9 protein-coding genes and 1 tRNA gene are annotated in these 14,867 nt (G+C 63.9%); 4 read left to right on the forward strand and 6 right to left on the reverse strand.

All coding sequences use genetic code 11. The features are described from left to right. The 3 genes from Q0P52_RS19135 to Q0P52_RS19145 all read left to right on the forward strand — a co-directional run bounded on the left by Q0P52_RS19135 (position 1) and on the right by Q0P52_RS19145 (position 3,657). A tRNA-Phe gene (locus tag Q0P52_RS19135) sits at positions 1-76 on the forward strand. 158 nt (positions 77-234) lie between these two features. Further along, on the forward strand, positions 235-2,784 hold the full coding sequence (locus Q0P52_RS19140) for a diguanylate cyclase (protein WP_293766773.1): 2,550 nt from the start codon (positions 235-237) through the stop codon (positions 2,782-2,784). 75 nt (positions 2,785-2,859) lie between these two features. Then, positions 2,860-3,657 (forward strand): Cof-type HAD-IIB family hydrolase, encoded by a 798-nt coding sequence (locus Q0P52_RS19145; protein ID WP_293766771.1) that lies wholly within the window; start codon positions 2,860-2,862, stop codon positions 3,655-3,657. A 138-nt stretch (positions 3,658-3,795) separates the two neighbouring features. Here Q0P52_RS19145 and ptsG read toward each other — a convergent pair whose 3' ends face one another. The 3 genes from ptsG to Q0P52_RS19160 form a co-directional block, all read right to left on the reverse strand. Next, on the reverse strand, positions 3,796-5,574 hold the full coding sequence (gene ptsG / locus Q0P52_RS19150; RefSeq protein ID WP_293766769.1) for a PTS glucose transporter subunit IIBC: 1,779 nt from the start codon (positions 5,572-5,574) through the stop codon (positions 3,796-3,798). Positions 5,575-5,667: 93 nt separating this feature from the next. After that, the gene (ptsP, locus tag Q0P52_RS19155; RefSeq protein ID WP_293766767.1) at positions 5,668-8,184 is read right to left on the reverse strand and encodes a phosphoenolpyruvate--protein phosphotransferase; all 2,517 of its coding nucleotides are present in this window, start codon (positions 8,182-8,184) and stop codon (positions 5,668-5,670) included. A 427-nt stretch (positions 8,185-8,611) separates the two neighbouring features. Next, positions 8,612-9,001, reverse strand: coding sequence for a DoxX family protein (locus tag Q0P52_RS19160; RefSeq protein WP_293766765.1), 390 nt, complete (start codon positions 8,999-9,001; stop codon positions 8,612-8,614). 214 nt (positions 9,002-9,215) lie between these two features. Here Q0P52_RS19160 and Q0P52_RS19165 point away from each other — a divergent pair, with 214 nt between their 5' ends. Beyond that, positions 9,216-10,142, forward strand: coding sequence for a LysR family transcriptional regulator (locus Q0P52_RS19165; RefSeq protein ID WP_293766763.1), 927 nt, complete (start codon positions 9,216-9,218; stop codon positions 10,140-10,142). A gap of 17 nt (positions 10,143-10,159) precedes the next feature. On the opposite strand, the gene Q0P52_RS19170 is transcribed toward Q0P52_RS19165, so the two are convergent. From Q0P52_RS19170 to Q0P52_RS19180, 3 genes are all read right to left on the reverse strand, one after another. After that, entirely contained in the window at positions 10,160-11,446 is a 1,287-nt protein-coding gene (locus Q0P52_RS19170; protein ID WP_293766760.1) for a dicarboxylate/amino acid:cation symporter, read from the reverse strand. A 509-nt stretch (positions 11,447-11,955) separates the two neighbouring features. Next, positions 11,956-12,558, reverse strand: coding sequence for a MarC family protein (locus Q0P52_RS19175; RefSeq protein ID WP_293766758.1), 603 nt, complete (start codon positions 12,556-12,558; stop codon positions 11,956-11,958). A gap of 69 nt (positions 12,559-12,627) precedes the next feature. Continuing rightward, positions 12,628-13,824: a THUMP domain-containing protein gene (locus Q0P52_RS19180; RefSeq protein WP_293766775.1), complete on the reverse strand. Its 1,197-nt coding sequence runs from the start codon at positions 13,822-13,824 to the stop codon at positions 12,628-12,630. Positions 13,825-14,867 lie beyond the last annotated feature (1,043 nt).

The raw sequence follows: 14,867 nt of genomic DNA on the forward strand, positions 1-14,867 counted from the left end.
GGCCAGTTAGCTCAGTTGGTAGAGCAGCGGATTGAAAATCCGCGTGTCCGTGGTTCGATTCCGCGACTGGCCACCAGAATTCCACAAGGCCGACTCTTTTTGAGTCGGCCTTTTGCGTTTCATCAGCTGTCTGAGCGTAATAGTTGAGCTGTTTGCGCCGGCCGCGGGATAATTCGCGCTAGCTCATTTCCACCCCTAACCGACGCTGGCCGCCTGTACGGCCCGGAGCCCGACTTGGCTGACCTGACCATGCTGACCGTTGCCCTGCCTGCCGCGCTATTGCTGCTGGCGGTGGTATGGGGCATTGGCACCCGGCCGTCGGTGGGCATCTCTGCTGCGGGACGGGTGCGCGCCAGGCGCGAGTTGCAAGGCTTGCGCGTCGTCATCAGCCAGTTGCTGATCGATGCGCCGGACAAGCATGCCTTGCTGGAAAGTGTCTGCCAGCGCGCCGTCGCCATCACCGATTTCTCGCTGGTCTTTGTCGGTCGTCGGCATGCCGACGGGCCGTTTATCCCCCTGGCGCAACAGCAGTCCATGTCTTGGATGGAGCAGGTGTTGGCCGAACCGGCCCAGGCCGCCTGTCATCTGCCGCGCTTCTGGGAAGAAGGGCTGTCCGAATTTTTGCCCGCGCTGGCAAGCGACGCCGATGCGCCGGCCTGGCAACGGGCGGCGTTAAGACACGGATTCGGTTCTTGTGCCATGTTGTCCATTCGCCATGGTGAAAAGAAGCATGCGGTGCTGATCATGCTGCATCGCCAGGCGGATGTTTTCGACGATGAGTTGCGTGGCGTGCTGCTGGATATCGCCCGCGATATCTCGCAGGGGCTGGAGCGCATTGAATCCCAGCGACTGCAGCATGCCCTGCTGGAAAATTCCCGCTCCGGCATTGTGTTGATGGCTGGGCGCCTCGTGATGAAATGCAATACGAGTTTTGCTGAAATGCTGGGCTACCGGCCGGAAGAGCTGATCGGGCGCGATGTGCGCATGATCTACCCGGACGAGGGCGAGTACGCGCGAGTGGGCGGCGGTCATGACCGCTTGGTCCACGAAGGGCGGGTTGCCTTCAATACGGTGAGTTTCCGCCGCAAGGACGGCAGCGTTTGTCTGTGCGACCTGTCCGGCTCCCGGCTGGACGACATGGACGAAGCGTTGTCGGTCTGGACGCTGGAGGATGTGACCGAGCGGGAAAGCCAGGCGCGCCACCTGTCGCGGCTGGCCCGTTTCAACGCGTTGCTGGCCGAGGTCAATCGCTTCAGCATCCAGATGGAGGATGAGGCGAGATTGTTCCAGGCGCTCTGTCAGGCGGCGGTGTCGCTGGGAGACATGGCGCTGGCCTGGATAGGCCGTCCGGACGCCGAGAGCAGCGAGTTCCAGCCGCTGGCGGCGGCCGGCGAAGTGGATTACCTGAGCAAGGTGCACATCTTCAGCGATCCCGCCAAGCTGGGCGGCAACGGCCCCACCGGCAACGCCTGGCGCACAGGCCGGCCAGTGTTCATTGCCCGTTACAGTCAGCCGGACCTCAAACCCATCTATGCCAAGTTGGCCGAAGACTATCGCTTTGGCTCCTTCGCCTCCCTGCCCATTCGCGATCAGGGCGTGGTGGCGGCGGTGTTGACTGTTTATTGCCGGCAGGAAGAAATGTTCGACGATGAGGTGAAAGACCTCTTCCTTGCGCTGGTGAGCTGTCTTGAGCGTGGTTTGCAAGATATCAGTCAACGTCAGCGCATCCGCAATCTACAGCAGCTGTATCAGGCGCTGATGAGCGAGGGCGATGTGGTGCTGCAGGCGCGCAGCACCACTGAAATGCTGGTGCGCACCTGTGAGCGATTGGTGCACGATACCCAGTTTCACGCTTCTTGGGCGGGACGGCCGGACGAGTCGGGAAAATTCCAGGTGCTGGCGGCGGCGGGCCGCGGCACGGGGCTGCTGAAAGTGCTGGATGTGAGAGTGTCCGCGGAGCCGGATGCGCCGCTGGTGGCGCAGGCCTGGCATGTCGGCGAGATGCGTTATCTCAACGATGTGCAGAACGCGCCGCAATGTACGAGGCTGCGCCCCTTCTTCGCCAGCCACGACTGGCACGCGGTGCTGGCCGCGCCGGTAAGGCGCGGCGGCGAGGTGTGGGCAGTGCTGGTGTTCGCTTCGCCGCAGCCCGATGTGTTCGACAAGCAGACCATCGAGCTGTGCCGCACCGTCGCCGCGCTGCTGGGGCATGGACTGGACGAGATGGACCTCAAGCAGCGACTGGAGCGTCTGCAGGTGGAGGAGGCTCATCGCGCCCGCCATGACGCGCTGACCGGGCTGCCCAATCGCTACGCCATGACCCTGCACCTGGACAAGGCAATGGCCCGCGCGCGCCGTCAGGGCAGCCTGCTGGCCGTGGGCTTGCTGGATCTGGATGATTTCAAGCCGGTGAATGACACTTGGGGGCACGACGCCGGCGATCAGCTGCTGCGGCAGCTGGCAATGCGCTTGCTGGAGGGCATGCGCGAGGCGGACATGCTGGTGCGCTTGGGCGGCGACGAGTTTCTGGTGGTCATGGAGGATCTGGAGCGACAGTCCGCCCACCATCAGCTGCGACGGATTCTCGCTCGTCTGCATCAGGCGGTGGAATTGCCGTTTGAAGTGGCGGACGGCCGCCAGGTGCGCGTGGGCATGAGCATGGGGGTGGCCTTGTATCCCGAGCACGGCGAGGACGCCGAGCAATTGCTGCGCAATGCCGATGCAGCCATGTATCGCGCCAAACAGAACAAACGCCAGCGCGCCAACTGGTGGTCGCTGGCCTGAGACTGGCGGCTGTAGTCGGGCTGCTACGTTTTAGCCGGCGTATAATCAAGCACTTCTGTGGCAACGGAGGTCATCGTGTACCGATTCATCGCATCCGATCTGGATGGCACCCTGCTGGACCAGCACCACTGCGTCAACCCCCTCACCGCCGAGACGCTGCAGCAACTGGAGCGGCAAGGCCTGCGTTTTGCGCTGGCTACCGGCCGCCATTATCTGGACGTCAAAGGCATTCGCCAGGCGCTGGGCGTGCGCGCCCACATCATCAGCTCCAACGGCGCACGCGTGCACGACCCGGACGGCCGTCTCATCCACAGCGAGAACATCGCCCCGGCCATCGTGCGCCAAGTGGCGCAGCCGGCCTTCGCCGCCGGGACCGTGCTGAATTTTTATCTGGACGATGAGTGGCTGATCGATCAATCCAATGATTACCTCTTGAGCCTGCATGCTGATTCCGGCTTTGTGTACCGGGTGGGCGACCTTGCCCGGCATGATGGCGCGGGCGTGGCCAAGGTGCTGTATATCGCCGACCATGCGCATTTGCTGGAGGTGGAAGCCAAATTGCATGCCGCACTGGGCGACAGCGCCTACATCACCTTCTCTGCCGACAACTGCCTGGAAGTGATGGCGCCCGGCGTATCCAAGGGGCACGCGCTGTCGCTGGTGCTGGCTGGGCAGGGCATCGCCGCTGACGACTGCCTGGCGTTTGGCGACGGCCAGAACGACATCGAGCTGCTGCAAAGCGTGGGCCACCCGCGCGTAATGGCGAATGCTCACCCGAGGTTGGCCGAAAGGCTGCCGCAGGCCCCGCGCGTCGCCAGCAATGCGCAAAACGGCGTGGCCATGCACCTGCGCGAATTGTTTGCCTTGGCCTGAGTCTGTTTCTGGCTCGCAAACAGCAAGGTCGCCGTAGAGGGCGGCCTTGTACCGGGGTGGTCTGGTGTTATGCGCTGACCAGCCCGAAACAACAAAAAGCCCGCAATCGCGGGCTTTTTGCATGGCAACAACGGGAAATCAGGCTTTCAGCTCTCGAGCCAGCTGTTCTGCCTTGTCGCCGCCCACCACCAGATGCCACACGCCTGGGCGCGCTTCCACGCAGGCTTGTACGCCGGCGGCCTCGACGGCGGCCACATCCATGCGCGAAGCGTCTTTCAGGGCCACGCGCACGCGGGTGTGGGCCATGTGCTCCACCTCGCCCACGTTGGCCGAACCGCCCAGCGCGGCCAATACCTTGGCGGCCATGTCGCCCGCCAGGCGTTCCGCCGGGCGCGCTGCCGTTTGCGCGGCGGCGATGGCCGGGGCGGCAACGGCGGCCACTTCGGCCGACAGCTCAGCGTCGGCGCCGGCGGTTTTCAGGTATTGCTCCATGTCGGTTTTCAGGTTTTCCGACAGCGGGCCGAAGATGGCCTGGATGCCGTTGCCCACCTGTACCACGCCGGAAGCGCCCATGGCTTTCAGTTTGGCCTGGTCAACACGGGCCGGGTCTTTCACCGCGATGCGCAGACGGGTGATGCAGGCGTCCAGATTGGCGATGTTGCTGCGACCGCCGAAGGCCAGCACCAGCTCGCGCGAGCGTTGATCTTCGCTAACGGCAGCGGCGCTTTCCACGCTTTCATCTTCGCGACCCGGGGTCTTGAGGTTGAACTTGACGATGACAAAGCGGAACACGGTGTAGTACAGCACCGCATAGATGGGGCCGAGGATGAACAGATAGCTAGCGTGTTTGGACTTGTCGCCCAGCAGGTTGAACATCAGGAAGTCGATGCCGCCTTGCGAGAAGGTGAAGCCCATGTGCATGTCCAGCGTATTGGCGACAAACTGCGCCGTGGCGGCCAGACAGGCGTGGATGAAGTACAGCACCGGGGCAACGAACAAGAAGGCGAACTCAATCGGCTCGGTGATGCCGGTAAGGAAAGACGCCAGCGCAGCCGAAACCATCATGCCGCCCACTTTGGCGCGGTTTTCCGGCTTGGCGGTATGCCAGATGGCGATAGCGGCGCCGGGCAGGCCGAACATCTTGAAGAAGAAGGCGCCAGACAGGATGCCGGCAGTCGGGTCGCCGGCGAAGAAGCGATTGATGTCACCATGCACGTGCTTGCCGGTGGCGTCGACGAAGTCGCCGATTTCAAAGAAGAACGGCACGTTCCAGATATGGTGCAGACCGAAAGGAATCAGCAAACGCTCGACAAAGCCGTACACGGTGGCGGCTGTGCGCGGATCGCTTACGGCAGCCCAGTGCGAGAAAGCGTCAATGCCGGCGCCAATCGGACGCCATGCCACCGACAGCACGGCGCCCAGCACGATGGCGCCGAGGGCGGTGATGATGGGCACAAAACGCTTGCCGGCAAAGAAGCCCAGATAGACAGGCAGATTGATCCGGTAGAAGCGGTTGAACATGTAGGCCGCGAGACCGCCGGCCAGAATGCCGCCGAACACGCCAGTCTGGATGGACGGCAGGCCCATGATGGTGGCGGTTTTCACGCCCATCAGCGTGGCCATCACCCCCAGGGTGACGGTAGTGACCAGGTGGCCGATCACGGCGGCAATGGCGGCAACGCCGTCATTCTCGGTAAAGCCCAGCGCCACGGCCACGGCGAAGATCAGCGGCAGGTTGCCGAAGATCACGTCGCCGGAGTTTTTCATCAGCGCCAGGATGGCCAGCGCCACGGTGTTCTGGGTGTGGAAATCGGTGGCGCCGATGCCCAGCAGCAGGCCGGCTACCGGCAGCACGGCCACCGGCAGCATCAGCGCTTTGCCGATTTTCTGCAGAAAAGCGAAAGTTTGAGCAAACATGATGAAGATTCCTGCGTCATCCCCGCCCCGGCCCGGGTTTCGTATCCGGCCGGCGACGGGTCAATGCCGTCCGTCAGTGCGGACGGCTCCGTTTCAGCGTGCCTTGGCGGCTAGGTGGGCGCGTACTTCCGCAACCGTGGACAGGGCCAGCACTTCTTCGGCCAACTGCCGGCACTCGGCCAGATCCCAGCGCGAGAGCGCGGCTTTCACCGCCGGCACGGCGGGGGTGCTTACCGACAGCTCGCTCACGCCCATGCCCACCAGCACCGGCGCGGCGCGTTCGTCCGAAGCGATGCCGCCGCAGACGCCCACCCACTTGCCGTGGGCGCGCGCGCCTTCGCAAGTGAGGGCAATCATGGCCAGCACGGCCGGATGCAGCGCGTCGGCCTGCTTGGCCAGTTGCGGGTGACCGCGGTCCATCGCCAGCACGTACTGGGTCAGGTCGTTGGTGCCGATGGAGAAGAAGTCCACCTCCGGGGCGAAGCGCGCAGCCAGTACGGCGGCGGACGGCACTTCCACCATGATGCCCACCTTCACTTCAGGGTGGCCGGCAACGGCGGCCTCTTCGGCCAGCACCGCCTTGGCGGCGCGCAGCTCGTCCAGCGAGGACACCATCGGGAACATGATGTGCAGGCGGGTCAGCGGCGCGGCTTGCAGGATGGCGCGCAACTGGGTGCGCAACAGATCGGGGCGCTCCAGGCTGACGCGGATGCCGCGCAGGCCGAGGAAGGGGTTGTCTTCGCGCGGCAGCGGCAGGTAGGACAGCGGCTTGTCGCCGCCTACGTCCAGCGTGCGCACCACCAGCGGGCGCTCCTGACCCAGCGCGCGGGCCACCGCAGTATACTCGGCGGCTTGTTCGGCTTCGGTGGGCGCAGTGTCGCGGTTGTCGAAGAGGAATTCCGAGCGCAGCAGGCCCACGCCTTCGGCGCCGGCGGCCACCGCTTCGCGCGCGTCGGCGGCGTTGCGGATATTGGCGACCACTTCAATGCGCTCGCCGTCGCGGGTATGCGCAGCCTGATGGGCTTGCGCGGCTTCGGCCTTGCGGCGCTCGGCGGCCTTGGCGATGGCCTCGCGGGCGGCGGCCAGCGCGGCGGCGTCCGGCGCGATGCTGAGCGTGCCTTCGCTACCGTCTAGGATCACTTCCAGCCCATCTTGTAGCGCGAGGGCTGCCGGCGAGATGCCGCAGATGGCGGGAATACCCTGCGAGCGGGCCAGAATGGCCACGTGGCTGGTGGCGCCGCCGGTGCGGGTACAGAAGCCTGCCACGCGGCTCGGGTCCAGTGCGGCGGTGTCGGACGGGGTGAGGTCTTCAGCGATGAGGATGGAGCCGGGCGGGATGTCCGGCTGCGCCTGCTTCACGCCGGCCAGCAGGGCCAGCACGCGGCGGCCCACGTCGCGAATGTCGTTGGCGCGCTCGCGCAGCAGCGGGTTGTCCTGCGCCTCCAGACTGGCGGAATAGGCGCTGTAAGCGTCGCGCCAGGCCCAGCCGGCGGATTTGCCGTCCGCCAGTTCCGCGTAGGTCAGCGCCAGCAGTTCGGGGTCTTGCAGCAACTCCTGATGCATGGAGAGGATGGCCTGCTTGGCCTTGTCCTGCAGCTGGGTCTTGATGGCCTCGATCTGTTCGGCGGCTTCTTCGGTGGCGCGGGTGAACTGCTGCTGCTCGATGATGCTGCCCTGGCCCTGTTCGGCCACGTCGAACTCTTGCAGCTTCAGATGCACGATGCGGCCAATGGCCAAGCCCGGCGAGGCCGGCACGCCGGCCAGCACGCCGTCGCGGTCTTGTTGCGCGGTAACGGGTGCCTGCGGTGCGGCGGCAGCTGTCGGCGCTTCGTCCGCGCTTTCTCCACAGCCTTCGGCCAACAGGGCGGCTAGCGCGGCCACGGCCTGAGCGGCGTCGGGGCCGGTGGCTTCCACGACCAGCTCATCACCCTTCACCGTGGCGAGACTCATGATGCTCACCACCGATTTGGCGTTGGCTTTCTTCTCGCCCAGCAATAGCTGCACATCGGCGGCGAAGGTCTTGGCGCGGGTGGCGAACACGGCGGCCGGACGGGCGTGCAGCCCGGCCGGGTTGGGAATGACGACCGGCGCTGCGCGCAGGGTTTCGCCTTGTGCGGCTTCGGCCTCGTTATCGCCGCCCGCCAGTTCCAACGTCAGGATGATGCTCTTGCCGGCCACGGCTTTGCCGCTGGCGGCGGTCATGCGGCTGACCACGTCGCCGTTGGTGATGATCACTTGCGTCAACAGGCTTTGCGCCTGACGACCCACCAGATCCAGATCGAAATCAATAACGGCCTGGCCGGCGGCGACACGGTCGCCCTGCTTCACCAGCGGGGCGAAGCCCTGGCCTTTCAGCATCACGGTATCGATGCCGATGTGCACCATGACCTCCACACCCTTGTCGGAGGTGATGGTCAGTGCGTGGTTGGCCGAATGGATATTGCTGATGACACCGCTGACCGGGGCCAGCAGGCTACAGGAGGTGGGATCGATAGAGATGCCGTCGCCCACCATCTTGCCGGCGAAAACCGGATCGGGAACGGTATCCAGGGCTACCAGCCACCCGGAAAGGGGGGCGAGGATGTCCAGTCGTGGGGAGGGAGTACCCATGTGCAACTCCTCAGATCTTGGGAAATTCAAGTTGTTTTATTACGAGCGTTGTTGGGGCAGGATTAAGCCGTAACTGGCTGCGAATGGCAAGTGCGGAAAACCTCCCGCTTTCATTTGGTCATACGCAGGTGCTTATTTTTCAACAATGTTTCCCTGTTGTTACGCATCGGTCATGCGCGAAACCATCATGCCAATATTGTAATTATGCTACACACTGAACTTGCGCCGGGCTTGACCGCCGTCAAGCAAAAATCCGGGCCTGGTGTGTAGTTGATACATTACAGGGTAGGCGGGAAAACAAAAAAGGCCGCACGGTTTGCGTGCGGCCTGCAAGGAGACAACAGAATGAAGAGGGCTTGGCGCGGCGGACCCAACCTCGTAGGGGCCCTGAGTCGCCGTGCGGGATCAGGAGGAGGGAGAGCGGGTCTTAGTCGTGCTTGCTACGCTCCGGCGCACCCATGAAGAACAGCGCCAGCGAGGCGGCGATCAGAAAGGCGGGGTATTCCCAGCCGCCGCCCTGATTGGCGAACATCCAGCCATTGGCACCGTGCACCAGCACAATGGTGCCCAGCAGCTGGGGCACCAGCGCCAGCGCGGCCCAACGCGCCTGTATATTCAGCAACAGCATCAGGCCGGCAATCAGTTCTGCCGCAATAGCGGGGTAGGCGATGACGCCGGGCAGACCCAGGCTGGCGAAATATTGAGCGGTGCCGGCCGGGGTGAAGACAAACAGTTTAAGGGCGCCGTGGGCCAGGTACATCAGCGCGAGAGAAACGCGCAGGATCAGGGCGGAGAGTGCGGGTTGGTGGGTGTTCATGGCATTCCTTTCAAGTGGGTGGCGGACCATTGGCGCCGCAGAGCATGTCCGGTGATGCGCCGTGTTGCCGTGCGATGGCAGGCATCCAGTGTCGGTGACCGGGTTCTGGCTGGCTGCGGCTTGCGGCCGCTTGGCTTGGAAGGCATTTCACCATGAGCGGTGATTGTAATAAATATGCTATAAATAAAGAAATTATTTACTCTGGTGAAATTGTATGGACCGCTTCTCGGAAATACGCGCTTTTGTCACTGTCGCCGAGCAAGGCAGTTTTGCCGCAGCCTCGGATAGGCTGGACTTGTCGCGCGCGATGGTCACCAAGCTGGTATCCGCGCTGGAGGCCCGCTTGGGCGTGCGACTGATGCATCGCACCACTCGCCGGCTTTCGCTGACCGAAGCGGGAGAAACCTATCTGGCGCAAGCCGGCACGCTGTTGGCGGAGCTGGATGATCTGGACGCCCAGTTATCCATGTGTTCCAGCCGCCCCAGCGGGCGCTTGCGCGTCACTGCTCCGGTGTCTTTCGGCATGCGCTTTCTGGGCAAGGCCATGGCTGGCTTCGCTCGCCAGTATCCGGAGATTGAAGTCGAACTTTCCCTGAACGACCGGAGGGTGGATCTGGTGGAGGAGGGGTTCGACCTCGCCATTCGCGTATCCAATCTGACGGACTCCAGCCTGATCGCCCGACCGCTGGCCAAGGTGCGCGATTTTCTTTGCGCATCGCCGGATTACCTGCTGCGTCACGGCACACCGGCGCATCCTGACGATTTGGCTGCGCATGATTGCCTGATCTATACCCTCACTTCGCAGCCGCTGCTGTGGGAGTACAAGGGGGCAGACGGGGTGGAAGGTCGCGTGAAAGTAAAGGGCAGCCTGCGCGCCAACAATGGCGATATCCTCACCGACGCCGCCATTCACGGCATGGGTATTACCCGGCAGCCGGAGTTCCTGGTGGGCGAAGCGCTGGAAGAGGGGCGGCTGATCCGGGTGTTGCCGGATTACCACTGGATCTGCCTGGATGTATCGGCGGTATATCCGGTGCGACGGCATGTGCCGGGCAAGGTGCGGGTGTTTGTGGATTACCTGACGCAGTTTTTTGCCGGGCAGAAAAAAGGCCCGTCGGATGACGGGCCGCAAGCTGACTGAAAGAACGTCCTGCTAAATCAGGCCAGCTCGTCCTGAGACACTTCTTCGCCGTTCAGGACGCGCTGCATGCGCTGGGTATCCAGCGCCTTTTCCCACCTGGCGATGACGACGGTGGCCACGCCGTTGCCGATCAGATTGGTAATGGCGCGGGCTTCGGACATGAAGCGGTCCACGCCGATCAGCAGCGCCAAGCCTTCTACCGGCAGCTTGCCGCCCAGTGTCGCCAGGGTGGCGGCCAGAGTGATGAAGCCGCCGCCGGTTACCGCCGCCGCGCCCTTGGAAGTGAGCAACAGTACGCCGATCAGGCCCAGTTCTTCACCCAGCGACAGATTCACATTGGTGGCTTGTGCAATGAAGATCGCCGCCATGGTCAGGTAAATCGAGGTGCCGTCCAGATTGAAGGAGTAACCGGTGGGGATCACCATGCCGACAACCGGCTTGGCGCAGCCGAGGTTTTCCATCTTGCGCATCATGCCCGGCAGGGCGGATTCGGACGAAGACGTGCCCAGCACCAGAATGATCTCTTCCTTGATGTAGGCGAGGAACTTGAGCAGGCTGAAACCGCTGAAGCGGGCAATCAGGCCCAGCACGATGAAGACGAAGGCGCCGCAGGTAAGGTAAACGCACAGCATCAGGAAGCCCAGTTGCTTGAGCGAGCCCACGCCGTACTTGCCGATGGTGAAGGCCATGGCGCCGAAAGCACCGATCGGCGCCAGCTTCATCAGCATGTTGATTACGCCGAACAGGGCGTGCGAGAACTCGTCCAGGATGTGGACGATGGTCTTGCCGTTGTCGCCCATGCGGGTCAGCGCCAGGCCCAGCAGCACGGAGAAGGTCAGCACTTGCAGGATTTCACCGGAGGCGAAAGCGCCCACCACGGTATCCGGGATGATGTGCAGCAGGAAATCAATGGTGTTCATTTCCTTGGCGCCGGCCGTGTACTTGGCGATTTCCTTGGCGTGCAGGGTGTGCGGGTCGATGTTGAGGCCCGCGCCCGGTTGCAGCACATTCACTACTACCAGACCGATCACCAGCGCCAGCGTGGTGACCACTTCAAAGTACAGCAGCGACTTCACGCCGACGCGGCCCACTTCTTTCATGTCGCCCATCTTGGCGATGCCCACCACAACGGTGGCGAAGATGATCGGCGCGATCATCATCTTGATCAGCTTGATGAAGGCGTCGCCCAGCGGTTTCATCTGGGCGGCGGTATCCGGGTAGAAGGCGCCCAGCAGGACACCGATGGTGATGGCGACAATCACCTGAAAATACAGGCGAGAGTGCAAGGGCTTGGAAGCTTGCATAAGGTCTGGTCTCTGTTTCTCTGAAGCGTTGTTGTCTGCAGCGGCTTGAAGGCCCGCCTTGTTCGTGTCAGGCATCGTAGCAAGCCCGCTACAGCTCGCTAATTGCTGAAATCCCTATGGCGGGCGTTGGCGGCAGGACGGGGCTGGATTGTCAGAGGCGGGAGCGTGGGCGACAAGCTGTGCGAGAGGGCAGTTGCAAGCGTGGCAATGCGTTGTGGAGACAAGGTTGGCCGAAGGCCGGCGGAGCGCTGTTGTTTGTCGAGTCAGTGGGGGGCCGGCAAGGAGCAGGCGCTGGAAACGGCAACGGGTTGGCCCAATGCCCGCTTGGCGTCTGTGTCATGTCCCGGCGGGCACAGGCGAAAATAGCGTGCGGGCAGCGGATCGGAGACTGGCGCTTGGAGCCGTAAACAAAACCTCGCAGAGACCCTGAGCCAAGGCCTGCCGACGCTGGCCGTACTTGAGTACGACAAGGAGGCGCAATGCAGGATCGGGGGTTTTGTTAGCGGGTCTTAATGGAACTGGCGGATGTAGGACGCCACGCCGCCCAGGAGCATTTCAATGGAGATAGCAGTCAGTACCAGACCCATCAGGCGCTCCAGCGCGGTAATGGCTTGCTCGCCCAACAGCTTTTGCAGCTTGCCGGAAAACAGGAACACCACAGTGGTCACCAGCATGCAGATGGTCAGCGCGCCTACCCATTCCAGGATGCGGGTGGGTTCGCGCGTGGACATCAGCAGCACGGTGGCCATGGCGGAGGGGCCGGCGATCAAGGGCACGGCGATGGGCACGATGAAGGGTTCGCCGTGCATCTTGTCGCCGCCGAAAACGCTGCCTTCGCCGGGGAAGATCATCTTGATGGCGATCAGGAACAGGATCACCCCGCCGGCCACCTGCATGGATTGGTCGGTCAGATGCATCATGTCGAGAAAATTGCGACCAAAAAACATGAAGGTCAGCAACACCATGAAGGCGATCAGGCATTCGCGATAGACCACGCGTTTGCGGCGTTCCGGCTTCACTTGTTTGAGCGCGGAGATGAACAGGGGAATATTGCCCAGCGGATCGGTAATCAGGATCAGCAGGATGGTGGCGGAAAGGAAAGAAGTCTGCATGGCGGGGAGCTGATTCGGTGAGGCGGCCCGCCATGGCCGACGGGGGCCGGCCATGGCGGGAGGGTGGGCTTACTCGGCGTGGTCCTGATCGTCCGCGCCGGCTTCGGGCGCGTCGCCCTCGCCGGCCTTCTGGCGGCGGGCGCTGCCGGCCACCATGGGGATGACGAATAAGCGGCAAGGCAGCGAGCCGTTGAACAGCGGTGTGCGGCGCTTGACCGAGAGATGGATCAGATCCTGCAGGCGCAGGTCGCCGGTGAAGAAGTGCGCGGTCCAGCCGGCGAAATGGGCTTTCAGCCAGTCGCCCAGCAGCGGGTAGAGTTCCGCCAGCGATTCCTGCTCGTCCATGCGCACGCCGTAGGGCGGGTTGGTAATCATCAGGCCGCTGTCGGCGTCCGGGCGCGCTTGCAGTACGTCCTTCTGTTCCAGCTGAATGACGTCGGCCAGACCGGCGCGCTTCAGGTTGCCGCGCGCGACGGCCACCATCTGCCCGGCGCGGTCGGAGCCGCGAATCGCCAGCGGGCCCACCGGCAGCTCGGCCGCGCGGGCTTCGGTCAGCAAGGTTTCCCAGGCGGGTTGATCGTGTTCGCGCAGGCGTTCAAAGCCGAAGTTGCGTTGACGGCCCGGCGCGCGGCGCAGGGCGATGTCGGCGGCCTCCACCAGGAAAGTGCCGCTGCCGCACATCGGGTCCAGCAGGGCTTGGCTGCCGTCATAGCCGGACAGCAGCAGAATGCCGGCGGCCAGGTTTTCGCGCAGCGGCGCTTCGCCGGTTTCTTCGCGCCAGCCGCGCTTGAATAGCGGTTCGCCGCTGGTGTCCAGATACAGCGTCACTTGTTCGCGCATCAGGAAGGCGTGAATGCGCACGTCCGGTGCGCGGGTATCCACATTGGGGCGGCCGTGATGGGCCTGGCGGAAGCGGTCGCACACCGCGTCCTTTACCTTGAGCGAGACGAAATCCAGGCTGCGCACATTGGCGGCGATGCCGTCGGTTTTCACCTTGATGCTGCGGGAGACGTCGAACCAGCGCGGCCAGTCGATGCGCATGGCCAGGCGGTAGATGTCGTGATCGTCGCGATAAGTGCCTTCGGCCAACTTCAAGAGCACGCGGCTGGCGGTGCGGCTGTGCAGGTTGGCTTTCATCATTACGTCAGCGTCGCCGCTGAAGGAAACGCCGCCGTCCACTTTGCCTACCTGATCGGCGCCGAGCGCCTCCAGTTCTTGCACCAGCACGTCTTCCAGACCTCGCGGGCAGGGGGCGAAAAGGGCCAGACGGCTGCCGCGCAGATTGCTGAGCGCCACGCTGGCGCGCTCTTCGCGCTGGGCGTGATGGTGATGCCCGCCTCCTTGCTGGGAGCGGCTGTCGCGCTGCGGAGTCCAGTCGCCGCGATGGCGTTGCTCCAGTCCGCCTCGGTGGCCATCGCCGTCGCGCTGCGGGCCGCGGTCGAAGCGGTAGCCATCCTGGCGACGGTCATGCTGCGGACGGGCGTCCGGGCGGTCGCGGTGCTTGTCGCGTTCGCCGCCGTGGCTGCGCTCGCCAGCGGGTTTGCCGAACAGCTTGCGCGGGGGATTGTCACCAGCCGGCGTTGCGCGCGGCAATTCCGGGTCGTACTGCTCGCGCGGCACCCATTGTTTGCGGGGTTGCTCCTCGCGCTGGTAGCGGTCTTCGCGTTCGGCAGCCGGGGCGCGTTCGCCGGACGGTTTGCTGAACAGTTTGCGCGGGCCCGGGCTGGCCGGCGCGTCTTCGCGCGGCGGTAGTTCCGGATCGTATTGCTCGCGCGGCACCCAGCTCTTGCGCGGTTCTTCATTCCGTTGCGGCGCTTCGTCGCGGCGGAAGCGGTTCTCGCGCGGGGCGGGGGCCGATGTGTCTTCTCCTGCCGGTTTGCCGAACAGTTTGCGCGGGCGGTCGCCGCCTGCCTTGTCGTCGCGGCTGTGTTCCCGGTCGAATTGCTCGCGCGGCAACCATTTCTTGCGCGATTCTTCGTCGCGACGGAAGCGATTGTCGCGGTCGCCTGCCGGTGTGCGCTCGCCCGAGGGTTTGCCGAACAGTTTGCGCGGGCCGTTGTCCGCCGGGGGCGTTTCACGCGGCAGTTCCAGGTCGTACTGTTCGCGCGGCACCCAGTTCTTGCGGGGCTCTTGCTTGCGTTCGATGCGGAAGTCGGGTTCGCTGTGCAGCGGCTTGCGACCGGAAGGGCCGCGATCACGGGTGTAACGGCGTTCATCTTCGCGCGGCGCAGGTGCGCGCTCGCCGTCGCGATTATTGAAACGGGGCTTGTCGTCGCGCTGGTACGGAGCGCGCTCGCCATCGCGATTGT

The organism is uncultured Aquitalea sp. (genome assembly GCF_945957525.1).
Classification (GTDB): domain Bacteria; phylum Pseudomonadota; class Gammaproteobacteria; order Burkholderiales; family Chromobacteriaceae; genus Aquitalea.